The following is a 16,090-nucleotide window of genomic DNA, read 5'->3' on the forward strand; positions in this document are numbered from 1 at the left end:
TTCGGAGTCAGGCCTCCGACCACTGCTGCGAGGCCCACTGCGCGAGCAAGCGCAGGTGGTTGTCCCACCACTGGTAGAACTCCGGGGTGAAGGCCGCCGGCGGGGGCGCCTCGCCCGGGAACAACATGGCGTCGTTGGGCGCGCCGACCTTGGTGGTGGACGGGATGCCGGTGCCGGGGAGGACCGACGCGGCGGCGGTGTCGGACTCCTGCAGTGCCTCGAACTCCTCCAGCGTCAGCGGACCCGCCTGGCCGCTGCCCCAGCGTTGAAACACCGTCTGCGGCGCGACGGCAGGGTTGTCCGGAGTGATCACGGGCAACTGCCGCGGGACCGACGACGCACCCTTGTCTTCGCGCTCGAAGATCTCCGGCTGCACCGACGAACCCACGGCCATCCCACTGGACGATCCGGTGCCGGGGACCACATGGGCGTCGGCGGTGTTCCGCGCGTCGGCGACGACCGAGCGGATGGAGTAGTCGCCGACCGCGTAGACACCGCCGACGACCAGACCGGCCGCGGCCACGCTGGCCGCCGCGAACATCGCCGTCGAACTCCGGCCGCCGCGTGGCTCTTCGACGGTGTCGACCAGTTCCGGCACGTCGGCCATGGCGAACAGCGCGGCGCCGACGGCCGCGGCCGACGACGCGATCTTGCAGGGCAGCACGGGCGCGCCGAAGCGATCCACGGCCGCACGCACCGCCGGTTCGTCCGCGGCGGAGCCGATCAACACGACCCCGTCGGGGCGGACGGCGGCCGCCTCGAACTGGTCCCACGCGGCCGTCACCGCGGCGCCGAGCGACGACTCGTTCGTGCCACCGGTCTGCGCGACCGCCGCGAGCACCCGATCGCGACCCTTGTCGACCAGCGTGAACGCCTGGTATCCGGGAACTACCTCGCAGACGAGCAGATCGTCGAACTCGGCGAGCCAGGTCATCACGCCCGCCGCGCTCAGGTGCGCGGATTTCGTCGAGAGCAGCGACGCGGTGCGCCACGGCCCGGACGCGAGCCGGGTCACGATGGCCTTCCGCTCGGCGGCGTCGCGGTAGGCGACCGCGGCGCCCGCGATCTCCCGTCCCTGTCCGACCTCCGCCGCGACGTAGTCCATCGCGGCCTGGACCGCCGCCGCCACATCCGCCTTGTTGTCGCCGTGCGTCTTCGCCACCCGGTGCACCAGCACGCGCTCCACGAGCTTCTCGCCGGTGTCGGCGAGCGCTACCGCGTGCACGGCGCCACGTTCGGTGGAAACGCCGAGAGTTACCACAGATCGAGCTACCACAGATACGCCTTCCCAGTGACTGTCCGGACCGGATCGCCCCGCCCTACGGACGCGGACGAAGTCCTTCCTCAGCCCGCGCACGCGCCGGAGCGAAGGCGAAGGTGCGCCGAGGTGGGCGAACACCCTTGGCAACGTGCCTGCGGATGCACGCACGCTCGGTTAGTGTTCGCGGCCACAACCGTCGCGGATGGGTCGTGAAATGTGACAGACCTGAACACGCAGACCAACTGCGCGTGTCGCGTGTGTGTCGGTACCGCTAGCCTGGATACGTGGAAGTACACACGGAGGCCAGGGCGACGCCGTCCAAGCGACACCTGGACCCCGCGTTGGAACTGCAGGACGATCCGCAAGAGCTGATGCCGCGCAAGCGGCCGACTCAGGAACGCAGCAAACGCAAGTTCGACGCGCTGCTCCAGGCGTCCCGCGAGTTGCTCGTCGAGGTCGGTTTCGAATCGTTCACCTGTGAAGAGGTCGCGGCGCGCGCCGAGGTCCCGATCGGCACGCTGTACCAGTTCTTCGCGAACAAGTACGTCATCGTCTGCGAACTGAATCGCCAAGATCTCGTTGCCGTTTCCCAGGAACTGGCCGACTTCCACGGCGAAGTGCCCTCGCTGGACTGGCTGCGGCACATGAACCAGTTCGTCGACCACCTGGCCAACCTCTGGATGACCGACCCCTCCCGGCGCGAGGTCTGGCTGGCCATGCAGTCCACGCCGTCCACCCGCGCCACCGGCGCCATCCACGAGAAGCAATTCGCCGAGGTCGTCTCGCAGATGCTGCGGCCGCTCACCCCGCGCACGCCGCGGGTCCGGCGCACCATGATGGCCGAGGTCCTCGTGCACGTCGTGTACTCGATGCTCAACTTCTCGGTCCAGGACGAGCAGTCGCACGCCGAGGCCGTCGCCGAACTCAAGCGGCTGATGGTCGCGTATCTGCTTGTCGCGGAGAAGGAATCCCGCACCGCCAGCGAGCGCTGACGGCGCTCACGCGGTCGTTTCGCGTCCCTCGATCAAGTCGGCCAGCTCGCCCGGATCCTCCAACACCACCATCGCCGCCGCGGTATCGCCGTCGTGGGTCAGGGACAGATGCACCCTGGCGCGCGGCAGGAATTCGGCCGCGAGACCGTGCAATTTGATGCTCGGCCTGCCCCACGCGTCGTTGACCACCTCGATCAGCGGATAGGGGTTGTCGCCGATCTGCGGGCGGCGGGCGAAACGCGACGAGGCCCAGGCCTTGAGCACTGCCTCCTTGGCGGCCCAGCGCGCGGCGAAACTGCGCGCCGGATCGGTGCCCTTGCTCTGGCAGTAGCGCCGCTCACCCGCGGTGAAACTCTCCCTGAGCATGGTGGTTCCAGACCGCTCGAGCTGTTCGGCGAACTCGGAGATGGTCACCAAGTCGAGGCCGATCCCCAGGATGGTCAATGCGTCGCAGCTCCTCGAGCCTCGTGGAACGCGGCCGTTCGCGCGACCGCACCCCGCTTCACCGGACCCGGCGTTCCCGCCGGGTCCCGGCCGCCCGCGCCGGACGGCCTGAGTGAAGGGTAGTGGCCGAAGTCACCGATCCAAAGAGGCATCGCCCTCGAGTTGCCCGACGATGACCGCGCCCGTGCCGCAACCGAATCCGTCGGCGCGGTAGGCGCCGTCCGCGCCGAGGCGAGCCTGCGGCGAGAGCAGCATGTCCGCCTCGAGCTGGCGAATCCGCTTGGCGGGCGTGCCTTCTCCGCCGAGCCGCCGGTCCGCGGGCCGCTCGTACAGCGGCGCGCCGCCGCACATGGCCTCGGCGAACCGTTGCCGACCGGCCAGCTGACGCTGCTCGGCCTGGCGCTGGTACTCCTCGCGCCGCGCGGGCTCGATGGCCTGGAGGAACGCCTGCGGGTGCACGACCGCGAGCAGGCCCGAGACGTGCCCGAAGCCGAGCGAGGTCACCAGACCGGCCTTGAGCGGGAACCGCTCGCCGAAGCGCAGCGGCTCGCGCGGCCACACCAGGTGCGGGTAGGCCTGCATCTTCTCGTCGACACAGTCCAGACTCCGGTTCGGCGGCACCACACCGGTTTCCAGCACCTGGCACAGGCCGATCAGCTGGAACGCGGCCGCACCGCCCTTGGCGTGTCCGGTCAGGCTCTTCTGCGAGACCACGAACAGCGGCGCGCCTTCCGAACGACCGATCGCACCGGCCAGCCGCTCGTGCAGCTCGGACTCGTTGGGATCGTTTGCCGCGGTGGAGGTGTCGTGCTTGGACACCACCGCGATCTCGTCCGGGGTGACGCCGAGCTTGCGCAGCTCCGCGGCGAACCGAGACTCGCGACCGCCGCGACCCGCGCCGAGCGCACCGAGGCCGGGCGCCGGGATCGAGGTGTGCACGCCGTCGGCGAAGGACTGCGCGTAGGCCACCACGCCGAGCACCGGAAGACCCATTTCCAGCGCCACGTCACCGCGGGCGAGCAGCACGGTGCCGCCACCCTGCGACTCCACGAAGCCGCCGCGGCGGCGGTCGTTGGCGCGGGAGAAGTACCGGTCGCTGATGCCCTTGGCGCTCATGGTCGCCGAATCCGCGGTAGCCGACATGTCACCGAAGCCGACGATCCCCTCGATCCCGAGGTCGTCGTAGCCGCCCGCGACCACGAGTTCGGCCTTGCCGAGCCGGATCTTGTCGACGCCCTCCTCTACGGACACCGCCGCCGTGGCGCAGGCCGCCACCGGGTGCACCATCGCGCCGTAGCTGCCCACGTAGGACTGCACCACGTGCGCGAGGGCCACGTTCGGCAGCGCCTCCTGCAGGATGTCGTTGGGCCGCGGCTCGCCGAGCAGGTTGTCGACGTAGAGCGAGCGCATCGAGGACATGCCGCCCATGCCGGTGCCCTGGGTGTTGGCGACCAGCGAGGGATGCACCCAGCTCATCAGCTCGGCGGGGCTGAAGCCGGAGCCGAGGAACGCGTCCACCGTGCAGACGATGTTCCACAGCGCGACCCGGTCCACCGAGGCGGCCATGTCGGCGGAGATGCCCCAGATGGTGGGATCCCAGCCGGTCGGGATCTGGCCGCCGACCGTGCGCGAGAGCTTGGCCTTGCGCGGCACCCGGATCTCGGTGCCCGCCTTGCGGGTCACCGTCCAGTCGCCGGAGTCCGGCACCGCCGTGACGACGGTGTGCTCCGGATCGGCCGCGTGGAAGGCGCGGGCCTCGGCCTCGCTGCCGACCGTGAACGACAGATCCTGATCGAGGAAGACCGAGGTCATCAGCGGCGCGGTGTTGTCGAGCATGGCGCCGTCGTCCTCGTAGCGGCGGATGCCGCAGCGGGCGACCACGGCGTCGTGGTAACGCTCGGCCACTTCGGATTCCGGGACGTAGTCACCGGATTCGGCGTCGTACCAGCCCGGCTTGGGATCGTTCTCCCAGGTCACCATGCCGGTGGTCCAGGCGAGTTCGAGCACGCCCGCGGCGGAGAGCTCGTCGGAGACCTCCATCTCGAAGCGGGTGCGCGAGGAGCCGTACGGTCCGAGTTCGGCCGCGCCGACGATGACCACCATGTCGGCCAGGTCGGCGGTGACCTCGCCCCATTCGGGCGCCGGCAGCGCCGAAGTCATGGTCGGCGGCGCGGGCAGGGCCGGAATGGTCGCGGCCGCGGCGGTTTCCACGGATTCCGCCGTCTCCTGCTCGGCCGCTTCCTTGGCCAGCGCGGGCAGATCCAGCTTGGCCCTGGCCAGTCCGCCGGTCAGGTCGATCTGCTGCGGACCGGTGGCCGTCACCTGACGAGCCCGCGAGGTGCACCACTTGAGCAGCTCGTCGGCCATCTCGGTGGTGGACCAGGTCTGCACGCCCGCCTTCTCTACGGCCTCGACCATCGGGTCGTTGTGGCCCATCAGGCCGGTGCCGCGCACCCAGCCGATCAGCGCGTGCACCAGGGTGACCCGCGTCGACCAGGACTTCTCGGCTCGCCACTTGGCGACCACCGCGTCGAGCGCGGCCTTGGACTCACCGTAGGCGCCGTCGCCGCCGAACATGCCGCGGTTCGGCGAACCGGGCAGCACCACATGCAGTTTCGCGTCCACGTCGTGATCGGCGCCGAGCTTGGACAGCCCGCCGATCAGCCGCTCCACCGACCAGAGCAGCACGCGCATCTCCATTTCGGCGCGCGCGCCCGCGTCGGCCAGGTCGCCCGCCACCCGCGGCGCCGCGAACGGCAGCAGCACGGTCGGCGTCATGGCGTCCTTGATCTTGACCTTCGCGCCGCCCGCGTTGTCGACCTGTTCGCTGCCGACCCAGTCGATCAGCGCGTCGACGTCCTGGTAGGAGGCCATGTTCGCGGGCACGACCCACAGGGCGGCGCCGTGCCTGGCGTTCTCGCGGTAGAGCTTCTTGTAGAAGCCGAGACGGTCGTCGTTCAGACCCGAGGTGGTGACGATGACGGTCGCGCCGCCGCCGAGCAGGCGTCCGGTCACCGCCGCGGCGATGGAACCCTTGCTCGCGCCGGTGATCACCGCGATGTCGTCGGACCACAGGCCCGGCTCCTCGGTGGTGCGCGCGGCCTCGGCGATCCGCTCGTAGAGGCCCGCCAGCACCGAGCGCGCCTCGTGCTTGGCCTGCTCGCGCCACCATTCGGCCTGCGCGGCAACGGCTTCGCCCGCACCGAGGAAGCCGATGACCGAGCCGTCGGCCGTGTGCGAGTCGTCGAGCAGCCACAGCCGCGCCAGATCCTCGCGCGCGGTCGCCCAGCGGTCGTCGATCAGCACCGCCTTGCGTGCGTCGAACGCGGGCGCGACCAAACGCGGCCAGTCCGAACCCAATTCGGCCGAGACCAGGTCGACCAGCGTGTCGTCGGTGGCCTCCGGCGCCGACACCCGATCAGTGAGGCCGAGCTGCTCCAGGATGACCCGCGCCGCCGAGGCGAGCACGCCGTCGCGGCCGGTGATCTGCTCGGTGAACTCGCCGAGCGCCGCCGCGTCGACCGTGGCGCCGCCGCCACCGCCCGCCGTGGGCAGCGACACCGCGACACCGCGCCGAGCGGCGACGGCCTGCACGGCCGCGTCGATGGCGGCGTCGACCGAGGCCGCGTCGTTCAACGCGCCCGAGACGAGTCCGCCGAGATCGCCGCCGCGCACGCTGGCGCCTTCCCGGGTGCCGAGCGAGACCTCGGCGGTGACGTGGCTGGCCCAGCCGTCGCCGAGTTCCCACACCTTCTTGACGCGCTCGGCGATCGCGGCGGGCCGCTTGCCGGACGGGCCGAACACCTTGCGCAGGTGGTCGTTGATCGAGTCGGAGAGCACCGAACCGAACGGCTTGTAGGTGCGCGCCAGCCGCTCGACGGTGGCCGAGAGCGCACCCATGTCGGCGTCGGCCGCGCCGTCGATGGCGCCGAGCGAGAGTTCCGAGCCGAGGTCGACGAGGAGCTGGTTGCGCCGCGAGGAGACGCCGTCGCAGAGGCCCTCGATGGTGTCCACCGGGCCGATCTGGTCCAGCCGCAGCTTGGTCCACAGGGCGATGAGCACCCGGGTGGCGTCGGCGGCGGTGAACAGGATGTCGTCGGGACGGGGACCGCCCGAGCTCGCGACCGGGGCCGGTGCGGCCACCGCGGCGGGCGCGGCGGCGACCGGGGCGGCGGTCTCGGCCGGGGTCTCGTCGGGCTCGTCGACCGGGGCGGGGTCGGTGTCGGTCGCGTAGACGACCGCGGCCTCGCGCTCGATGTTGAGCACCTCGACGGTGGCGGTGCCGAAGCTGGGCAGCTTCAGTGTCTGGCTGGCCAGGTTCGCCACGGTCGGCGTCGCGCCGAGACCGATCTCGACGAACCGCTCGACACCGAGCCCGCCGTTCTCGGCGTCGGTGAACAGCAGGTCCTGAGTCTCGATCCAGCGCACCGGGCTGGCGAACTGCCAGGCGAGCAGCTCGATCAGCACCACACGGCACAGATCGGTCGGCCGAGCCGCCCAGCTGTCGAAATCGGCGAGCACCGCGGCGAGCGGTTCCGAGGGCACCAGGTCGGCGATCTCCTGGACGAAATCGCGCTCCAGCGAGAACGGCCTCGGCACCAGGTTCGGGATGTAACGGCCGACCAGCACGTCCGGCCGCAGGTCCGCGGGCAGCAGCTGCTCGAGCTTCTGCCGGAACTCCGGCACGCCCTTGCGCAGCACGGTGGAGTGGAACGGCACGTCGATGCCGGGCACCAGGATGAACGCCCGCTTGCCGCCGAATTCGGCCCGGCGGCGGTCGATCTCGGTCTCCAGCGCGTCCAGGCCCGCCACCGTGCCCGCGATCGCGTACTGCGAGCCGCGCAGGTTCAGGTTGACGACCTCGAGGAATTCGCCGGTCTGCTCGGACACGCCTTGGACGAAGCCGATCACGTCCTCGTCGGGCAGGCCGATCTGCGAGGGCCGGATGGCGGCCATCCGATAGTCGCTGCGGCCCTGGGCATCCCGCGGCACGAGCTCGTGCATCGCCGAACCGCGCTGGAACACCACCTCGAGCACCGCCTCGAGCGGCAGCACCCCGGCGACCGCGGCGAGCGCGTTGTATTCACCGACCGAGTGGCCCGCGAGCATGGCGCCCTCGACGAACGCACCCGCCTCGCGCAGCTCGGCGACCTGCGCGACGCCCAGGGTCGCCATGGCGACCTGGGTGAACTGCGTCAGGTGCAGCACGCCGTCCGGGTGCCGGTGTTCGACGCCGCGCGCCTTGAGGTAGGTCGGGTTGTCGCGCACCACGGCCAGGATCGAGAAGCCGAGCGCCTCGCGGGTGTGCTTGTCGGCGCGCTCCCAGATGTCCTTGGCCGCTTTGGACCGCGACCGGGCGTCCAGACCCATCCCCTTGCGCTGGATGCCCTGCCCCGGGAAGGCGTACACGGTCTTCGGCGCCTTCGTGCGGCCGGTCGCGGTCATCACGAGATCGCCGCCCGTGCGGCAGGAAACCTCGACGATCTCGCTGCCCGCGTCGACGGCGATCCGCTCGACCCGCACGTCGATCTCCGCACCCGGACGCACCATGCCGAGGAAGCGCGTGGTCCATGCGGTGAGAGTCCGTGCGGGAACCGAGCTTTCGGGATCCACGGCGGACACCGCGTGCTGCGCGGCGGCCGACAGCCACATGCCGTGCACGATCGGGCTGCCCAGCCCGGCGAGCTTGGCGGCGTTGTCGCTGGTGTGGATCGGGTTGTGGTCGCCGGACACCGCGGCGAAAGCGTGCATGGCGCGCGGCGCGACGAGGGTGACGTCGCGGCGACGGCGGCGGGGGGTGTCGGTGGCCGACGCGGCGGTGCCCGCGGCCCGCGGCGGGTCGGCCAGTTCGCCCGCGCCGTTGCGGCCGCGGATGGCGAAGCGCTCGCTGAGCCGGGCCAGCGGCACCACGTCCAGGCCCTTGTCACGCATCTCGCCGACGGTGACCTCCACCTCGACGACGCGGCCCATGTCGGTGTCGAGCACCGACTTCGACTCCGCGCGCACCACGAGAATGCTCGTGGTGCTGGGCAGTTCGCGCAGCAGCTCGATCTGGTGGTCGAGGTGCACCAGGTCGAGCATGCCCTCGATGACCGAGCGCGCGTCGCCGGTGCGGGTGGCGCCGAGCACCGCGAACACGGCGGGCCAGCAGGCGCCGACCAGCACGTCGGGCGCGGTGCGGCCCAGCGTGCTGAGCGAGGCGGGCAGACCCGAGCCGGTGACACCGGCGTGGTCGGCGATCAGATCCGGGGTCCAGGCCAGGTTGACGTGCGCCGCCGAGCCCTTGACCTCCGGCAGCGACTGCCCGGCCGCGACCGCGAGCAGCGCCGCCATGGCGGCCTCGGCATCAGCCTCGGTGACGACCGGCGCGCCGCCGTTGTAGATGGAAACGGGCACGGTGATCCGGATGCGCACCGCGTCGCTGCGCAGCAGCGGGACAGTCAGCTCGACGTAGGAGTGGTCGGCCTCCGGACCGGTGGTCTCGACCAGGGTGGCTCCGGTGCGCGGGTGCACGGCGCCCTTGCCGTCCACGGTCCATTCGGTGTGGTCGCCGAGCCGGTGCACCGGGTTCACGGTGGTACGGCCCGCCCACTCCACGTCCGGTGCGGCCAGCACCGCGTCGATCGGGCCGCTCGTCACGCCAGCAGCGCGGCGCGCGTCGATCGGGGTGGGCACCACGCCCTCGCGCACCAGCGAGTAGGCGGTGTCCTGCTCGAAGCGATCCAGCAGCTCGCCGACCGGCTCGTCCACCCGGGTGATGCCCGCGACGGACACGGTGCCGGGGATGACGCACACCTGATCGGCGGAGTAGCGCGGATCGTGCGCCTGCCACAGGGAATCCGAGCGCCACCAGCGCCGCACGTCGGCGTCGACGACCGGCACGAAGTTGACCGGCTTGCCGGGCGTCTTGCACAGCGCGATGAAGAACGGCACATCGGCGGGGTGCAGCAGGGTCTGCTCGGCGGCCGGGTACTGCTTCTTCAGCGTGCACAAGGCGTCGACCGGGCGCTCGAACGCCTCGTCGTCGGCGAACAGCGTCGGAATCTCGCCGCGGTCGGCCGGGTGCAGCCGGGACTCGGTGCGGCGCATCATCTCCGCGAAGCGGTCGCGCCAGGTGATGTCGAGCCACACCGAACGGGTGGCGTCGAGGATGGCGTCGCCGAGGTCGCTGCCGCAGTCGAAGTCCTTGCGGCGGTCCAGGCCGACGGCCAGCTCGACGTAGCGCTCCAGCCATTCCAGATACGTCATCGAGCCGAGATCGCCGAAGTACGGCTTGGCCGTGCCATCGAGGGCCTCGATGATCTCCGCGCGCCGGGCGGCGACCGCGTCGGCGTCGCCCGCGACCTCGTCGAGCAGGCGGCCGGTGCGCGAGGCGGCGTTGTCGATCTCGTGGATGTCGGCGCCCAATTGGCTACGGCCCGAAGCCATTCCGCCGGACGCGGTACCCGCCCCGACCCAGTCCGGGGTTCCGGGGGTGTCGACGAGCAGCTGCTTGACCTCGGGTGCGGTGGTCGCCTCCAGCGTCGCCATCGCCGCGGTGCCGACCAGCACGCCGTCCAGCGGCATCACCGGGTAGCCGTGCGCCTGCGACCACGCGCCGGTGAGGTATTCCGTGGCGCGCTCGGGGGTTCCGATGCCGCCACCGACGCAGACCACCACGTTGGCGCGGTTGCGCAGTTCGGCGTAGGTCTCCAGCAGCAGGTCGTCCAGGTCCTCCCAGGAGTGGTGGCCGCCCGCTTTGCCGCCCTCGATGTGCATGATCACCGGGTAGTCCGGCACCTCGTCGGCGATGCGCAGCACGGCGCGGATCTGCGCGACGGTGCCCGGCTTGAACGCGACGTGCGAGATGCCGACCTCGGTGAGTTCCTGAATGAGCGCGACGGCCTCGTCGAGCTCCGGGATGCCCGCGGTGACGATCACACCGTCGAACGGAGCGCCCGCGCTGCGGGCCCGCTGCACGAGGCGCTTGCCGCCCAGCTGCAACTTCCACAGGTAGGGATCGAGGAACAGCGAGTTGAACTGCACCGCGCGACCGGGCTGCAGCAGCTTCTTCAGCTCGGCGACCCGGTCGGCGAAGATCTGCTCGGTCACCTGGCCGCCGCCCGCGAGCTCGGCCCAGTGGCCCGCGTTCGCCGCGGCCGCGACGATCTTGGCGTCCACCGTGGTCGGCGTCATGCCCGCGAGCAGGATCGGCGAGCGACCGGTCAGCTTGGTGAACGCGGTCTCCACCACGATCCGGCCGTTCGGCAGCCGCACCGGGCGCGGCGCGTAGTCCGACCACGGCCGCGCCTGCTCCGGAGCCGCGCCGGGGGTCAGCAGGCTGCGCTGGCCCGGGCGGGTCGCGGCGGCGACGATGCCGACGCCACTGCCCTTCAACGTGCCGCCGGTGATACGGCTGAGCAGATCGCCGGGGCCCAGATCCAGAATCCACTGCGCGCCCGCGTCGACCATGTCGTCGACGGACTGCACCCAGTCCACCGGGTCGACCAGGATGGACTTGGCGAGCGAACCGGCCAGCTCCGCGTCCAGTCCGCACTGAGTGGCCCAGCCCGCCACCATTTCCACCGTCTCGGCCAGGGCCGGATGATGGAAGGCGACGTCGACCAGCACGTCCTCGAAGACCGGGGCGAACACCGCACCGCCGCGCACCTTCGCGTCGCGGGCACGGGTCTGCTCCTCGGAAATCTGCGTGCAGCGCTGCCGCACCCGCTCCAGCTGCGTCGGGGCACCCGAGAGCACCGCCCGGCGCCGCCCGTTGCGGATCGAGACCACCGCTGCCGCATCGGGATTCACGCCTTCGGCGACCTCCGCGACCACCGCGCGCAACTGCCCGGGATCGACGTTCGATACCGCCACCATCGGCGAACGCTCGCCCACCGGCATCAGCCCGCGCCTGCGCGCCACCAGATTGCCCGCGGCGCCGATCAACTGCGCGATCGCCAGCAGCTCCGCGTCCCGCGCGCCGCCCGACCGCACCGCCGCGGCCGCCAGCTTCCCCTGCGAGTGTCCGACGACGGCGACCGGCGCGTGCTCGGCGAAATCGAGACCCTGCAACCGCAGCGCCCGAAGCGCGGCCAGCTGCGTCAGCAGCACGCCCGGCATCGACACGGACGCGGACCGCAGCACCTGCTCCGAAGGCGCCGCCGAGGTCTCACCCTGCTCGGTGTCGACCAGTTCGTCCTCGAGCATCCACCCGATCGGGTCGAACCCGACGGGACGAACGACAAGTAGTTGTGCCGCAACGGGTTCCAGCAGCGCGGCCGCCTCGTTGACCAACGCGGTCAGCTCCGGCTCCAGCGCGCTGTCGCGCCCGATCTCCTCCAGTTCGCCGAGCCACTGCGCGCCCTGCCCGCCGAAGGCCAGCGCGTACGGCGTCCCGTTCAGTAAACGATCGAGCAGCGGCGATCGCACGCCGGCTGCCTGCCCGGCAGTCCTGACCACCTTCGCGCTCGCTCCGGTTCCGGTCTCGGTGCTCTCGTTGATCGTCAAGACGCTTCGACTTCCTTCTCCTGGCGACATGCCCGTAGTCGACACGCCGCTTCCTATAGGTGCGCGGGTCGTCCTCGACCTCTAGGCCTGATACGGGCGAGGATGGCACAAAATCATGAGGAAATCCTCACGTTTGGCTCGTCGGCGACCTCTTACCGCCCGGTATTTACGTACGTCCGTACCAGAATGATGAAAAACATGACCCGACCTCATGTTTGAACCCGCTGGTCCACCCGGTTACCAACACGTATGAAACATGAGTGCCCCTCATGTTGACCGTTATCTAATCGTTATAGTCCCTGGTCGTGTTACCGGCCAGTACGACACTCCTCACAGAAGCTTCGCGATCTCGGTCAAGCCCGGTAGAGTTTGGACGGTCGTACCATCAAGCGCGAGTGGCGAAATTGGCAGACGCGCCAGATTTAGGTTCTGGTGTCCACGGACGTAGGGGTTCAAGTCCCCTCTCGCGCACCGCTCGAACACGTTTTGTGTCAGATCTGACGCAAAGACGTGTTGGAGAGCCCCTATCGCACCACTTGACCACCTAGATGCGGCAGATGTGACGCGAAAACGTGTCGAGCGGTGCGCGAGACACCCCTCTTACACCCGTACCGACACGTCTCGCTCCACACAGGCGTGGTCACACTGTCGACGAACATTCGCGGGCAGATAGCCGCTCCACCGCGGTTCCGACCTCGCCGACGGCCTCTAGGCACGACAGTTAGAACCTGTTCACACGCTCGCAGTTGGGGGACGCCCGCGATCCCCTGTTCGAATGCCTCGAACCATCCACGCACCCGGCGGTCTGGCTGATCGCACCCGAGCCGTGCGGTCGAGTGCCTCGACACCGGAGACACCGTGCACCAACACGCCATCGACGGCACCCGCTCCTCCGCGCCCCTGAACGGGGGTGCCGGTCATGCTGATCGCGCCGATCGTGCCGCCTTCGACCTCGCTGGACGAACTCATCGAAGGCCTGCGCGGCACCGCCCGTACGACTGCCACCGCCACAGTCACTGACATCGCCTACGGAATGTGCACAGTCGGCGCCGCCGGACGCATCCACGACCGGACACTCTTCGGCGCACTCGACTGGCACGCCAATACTCGTCTCGGTATCCGCTGCGTCTACGACGGTGTCCTGCTCGTCGCCCGGGCCGAGCACGGCATCGCCGAAGTCACCACCAACTGCTACTTCCGTGTCCCGTTCCGGCAGCGACGCCGAGCAGAGCTGCACATCGGCGAGAAGGTCCTGCTCGTCGCGCACCTCACGCCCGGCCACCTCGCGATCTACCCACCCCGAGCGCTCCACGCGTCCTTCCGCAACCACCGACGACTGCTGGAGGCATAACCGATGCCCGCGACACACCATCCGGCCGCCGATCCTGCCGTGATCGAGGCGACCCGAGTCCTGCTGTGCCAGATCGGAATTACGCCCTCCGACCTGCTGTCAACGATTCCGGAATGTCCCACCTTCGCCCACACCATCTCGCAACTGCGATCCACCCTCACCCCGGGGCACCCTGCGCACCTACCGCGTCCACCTCGACAGGCTCGAAAATACCTGGCGCAACCATCGACTCGATGAGGTGTCCGTCGCCGACCTCGACCGGCAAGCCCGCGACGTGCAAGCGACCAGCAGAATCGACCGCAGCAGCCGCGACGGCTCTGGCGCACGAGAACATTTCGTCAACGCCGCCCGCTGCCTCTACCGCTACGCCGAGAACAACAACTGGATCCAGCCCCACCGGAACCCTGCCCGCCAGTTGACGATCCCCGCCCGACAACTTTCACACCGGCACGCGATCCCCTCGCCGCGGCTGGCCGAGATCTGCCAAGTCGCCGCCGTGACCGGAAATGACCGCGAACTCGACAGCCTCATCTTGCGGCTCCACGTCGAAACCGCTTGCCGCCGCGAAGGTTCCCTCCGGTTGCGCCCCGACGACCTCGACACCGACCTCTGCCCTGTCCAGCTCCGAGAGAAGGGCGGCCGGGATCGGTGGCAACCGGTCTCGCCCACCCTGATGTGGCACCTCACCGACCACGCCCAACACCGCGGCAGCCCACCAGGGGCCAGTTGCTGCGGTATCGGCGCGGCACACCGATCACCACCCGCCGATACGACCACCTCTGGACTCGTATCGGTACCCACCTGCCCTGGGTCGCCACGCAGCAAATCACCACCCACTGGCTACGCCACACCACCCTCACCTGGGTCGAACGAACATTCGGCTACGCCACCGCACGCGCCTCCGCCGGCCACCACACCCGCCGACACGGCACCACCGCGACCTACGTGAAAGCCGACCTGTTCGAAATCGCCGCCGCCCTGTCAACCCTGACACAGGAAGCACACCCGCTACTGCTCGCCGACAACAACATCGACCCTGGCATCAGGCGGTAAATCGTCAGGACAGCAGATCAGATTCCCAGTCGGCGAAGCGATCCCGCATCGCAGCGATGTCAGCGACGGCGACGCCGTAGGGCGTGAAGTCCCGGTCGGGGATCTGGCGGAGGTAAGACAGTGATTCGGCGAACATGCTCCGGTCGAAGCCTGGATTGTGTTCCGACGCAACGATAAGGAGGGTCTCACGCGTGTAGCGTTCACTGACCAAGATGGCGTCGATATCGAGGTAGTCACGCGGAGCCCAGCGATTGAACAGCGCATCCATCTTGCCGGCCACCGCGTCATCGGGATGCAAGACCGGCCCGACTTCGAGCAGAACGGGTGACTTGGACCGCCAAAACACTCCGAGATCCACCTTGGCTACGTACCCCTCGGCGAAAGAAACCGTCAACTGCACTAGGTCGGGTGTTCGGCGCACAAACGAAACATCGAGACCCGCCTCGAGGAAGGCCGCGGCGACGTCATCGGCGACCTCGCCCGGGCTTCCTCGCCGATCTGAGAACAGATCGACATCCTCGGACGGCCGCGAACCCATCCCGTGCAACGCCACCGCATGACCACCACCGAGTACGAACCCACGGTTACCAACGGTGCGAAGTGCAATGCGGGCCAGCTCGAGTTGACGCTGATCCATCAGGCAGCCGCGCGCAGCTGCGGGAACTGCTGCTCCCACAGCGCGCGCACTTGTCGCGCCGGACGCATTTGCGCCCAAATCACGGCAAGTAGCCGCCCACTGACCAGTTCACGCAGGTGACGGCCGGTGCCCTCTTCCAAGACGATCTTGTACACCGCAGTGCGGTCGTATGGATCGTCCAGGTCGAACTCGGTTCGACCACCCCACGCCAACTCCGTCGGCAGCCGCAACACCCCATGTTCAGGCCCACGCAGATCCGCCAAGGAGTCAACGACCTCATACGGCTTGACCTCGGCAAAACTGAACGGCGTACCGGGATGATCGGACATACCACCAGTCTGCCCGACAGCTCGAGGTAGGTAAACCGCGGCACGGTCTAGCGGCAGGTCTCGGCACCGCGGCGTAGGCGATCAACACCTCGCCGACATCGCCCGGTCAAGGCATTGAGTTCCGCGCCGCATTTGTGAGATCCATTCGTTCCTCCCACGTCATGTACCGATTCCGCGGCGGGCCAGGGACACCGGTCAGCGGATCAAGTCTCTCGACGTGCGCCCTGCACCATTCAAGCCACTCGATCGCCGCCGTTCGCTGCTCCTCGTCCTGGATCACCTGGACCCGAGCCGCCATCGCAACCAAGTAACGCCGGATCGTGCCTGCCTCGGCCCATTGAGATGCCTGCTTTCGCAGTTCCTCGGCCTTCAGGTTCTCTTTGTGCTGGATCTCGGCGAGACGCGCCGCTTCGCGCTGACGCTCCGCCTCGGCAATCTGTCGAAGCCTGGCCGCTTCCTTCGCAGCATCACGCCGATCCGCATCCTGCTCAAGCCATTGCATGGCCTCGGGCAACAGATCCTCGACCACGACTC

10 protein-coding genes and 1 tRNA gene are annotated in these 16,090 nt (G+C 69.4%); 4 read left to right on the forward strand and 7 right to left on the reverse strand.

Going from position 1 to position 16,090, the window contains the following annotated elements; translation table 11 throughout:
* Positions 1-7: 7 nt before the first annotated feature.
* The gene (locus T333_RS17940; RefSeq protein WP_355000943.1) at positions 8-1,225 is read right to left on the reverse strand and encodes a hypothetical protein; all 1,218 of its coding nucleotides are present in this window, start codon (positions 1,223-1,225) and stop codon (positions 8-10) included.
* A 407-nt stretch (positions 1,226-1,632) separates the two neighbouring features.
* Here T333_RS17940 and T333_RS17945 point away from each other — a divergent pair, with 407 nt between their 5' ends.
* Positions 1,633-2,253 carry a TetR/AcrR family transcriptional regulator gene (locus T333_RS17945; RefSeq protein ID WP_357455373.1) on the forward strand — a complete coding sequence of 207 codons (621 nt, stop codon included), beginning with the start codon at positions 1,633-1,635 and terminating at the stop codon, positions 2,251-2,253.
* Positions 2,254-2,259: 6 nt separating this feature from the next.
* Here the strand turns inward: T333_RS17945 and acpS are convergent, their stop codons facing one another.
* Both acpS and T333_RS17955 read right to left on the reverse strand, forming a co-directional pair.
* Positions 2,260-2,697, reverse strand: coding sequence for a holo-ACP synthase AcpS (gene acpS / locus T333_RS17950; protein ID WP_067788698.1), 438 nt, complete (start codon positions 2,695-2,697; stop codon positions 2,260-2,262).
* Positions 2,698-2,829: 132 nt separating this feature from the next.
* Complete coding sequence (locus tag T333_RS17955) at positions 2,830-12,186, reverse strand: fatty acid synthase subunit beta domain-containing protein (protein ID WP_496425147.1); 9,357 nt, start codon at positions 12,184-12,186, stop codon at positions 2,830-2,832.
* A gap of 389 nt (positions 12,187-12,575) precedes the next feature.
* Between T333_RS17955 and T333_RS17960 the strand changes: the two genes are divergently transcribed.
* Both T333_RS17960 and T333_RS17965 read left to right on the forward strand, forming a co-directional pair.
* A tRNA-Leu gene (locus T333_RS17960) sits at positions 12,576-12,657 on the forward strand.
* A gap of 448 nt (positions 12,658-13,105) precedes the next feature.
* The gene (locus T333_RS17965) at positions 13,106-13,537 is read left to right on the forward strand and encodes a hypothetical protein (protein WP_496425148.1); all 432 of its coding nucleotides are present in this window, start codon (positions 13,106-13,108) and stop codon (positions 13,535-13,537) included.
* Between the two features lie 439 nt (positions 13,538-13,976).
* On the opposite strand, the gene T333_RS17970 is transcribed toward T333_RS17965, so the two are convergent.
* Positions 13,977-14,231, reverse strand: coding sequence for a hypothetical protein (locus T333_RS17970; RefSeq protein WP_496425149.1), 255 nt, complete (start codon positions 14,229-14,231; stop codon positions 13,977-13,979).
* A gap of 32 nt (positions 14,232-14,263) precedes the next feature.
* On the opposite strand from T333_RS17970, the gene T333_RS17975 reads away from it, so the two are divergent.
* Positions 14,264-14,590 (forward strand): hypothetical protein, encoded by a 327-nt coding sequence (locus T333_RS17975; RefSeq protein ID WP_496425150.1) that lies wholly within the window; start codon positions 14,264-14,266, stop codon positions 14,588-14,590.
* A 4-nt stretch (positions 14,591-14,594) separates the two neighbouring features.
* On the opposite strand, the gene T333_RS17980 is transcribed toward T333_RS17975, so the two are convergent.
* From T333_RS17980 to T333_RS17990, 3 genes are all read right to left on the reverse strand, one after another.
* On the reverse strand, positions 14,595-15,227 hold the full coding sequence (locus T333_RS17980) for a nucleotidyl transferase AbiEii/AbiGii toxin family protein (RefSeq protein ID WP_496425151.1): 633 nt from the start codon (positions 15,225-15,227) through the stop codon (positions 14,595-14,597).
* Positions 15,227-15,556, reverse strand: a complete 330-nt coding sequence (locus tag T333_RS17985; RefSeq protein ID WP_496425152.1) for a hypothetical protein — start codon at positions 15,554-15,556, stop codon at positions 15,227-15,229. Before T333_RS17985 ends, T333_RS17980 begins: the two co-directional genes overlap by 1 nt.
* A gap of 106 nt (positions 15,557-15,662) precedes the next feature.
* Positions 15,663-16,085, reverse strand: coding sequence for a hypothetical protein (locus T333_RS17990; protein ID WP_496425153.1), 423 nt, complete (start codon positions 16,083-16,085; stop codon positions 15,663-15,665).
* Positions 16,086-16,090 lie beyond the last annotated feature (5 nt).

This window comes from Nocardia sp. CNS-044 (genome assembly GCF_059570515.1).

Bases quoted from the DNA above. Each gene is read 5' to 3' on its own strand.
- T333_RS17945 (WP_357455373.1), top strand. From the start codon at position 1,633: ATGCCGCGCAAGCGGCCGACTCAGGAACGCAGCAAACGCAAGTTCGAC.
- T333_RS17965 (WP_496425148.1), top strand. From the start codon at position 13,106: ATGCTGATCGCGCCGATCGTGCCGCCTTCGACCTCGCTGGACGAACTC.
- T333_RS17980 (WP_496425151.1), bottom strand. From the start codon at position 15,227: ATGGATCAGCGTCAACTCGAGCTGGCCCGCATTGCACTTCGCACCGTT.
- T333_RS17985 (WP_496425152.1), bottom strand. From the start codon at position 15,556: ATGTCCGATCATCCCGGTACGCCGTTCAGTTTTGCCGAGGTCAAGCCG.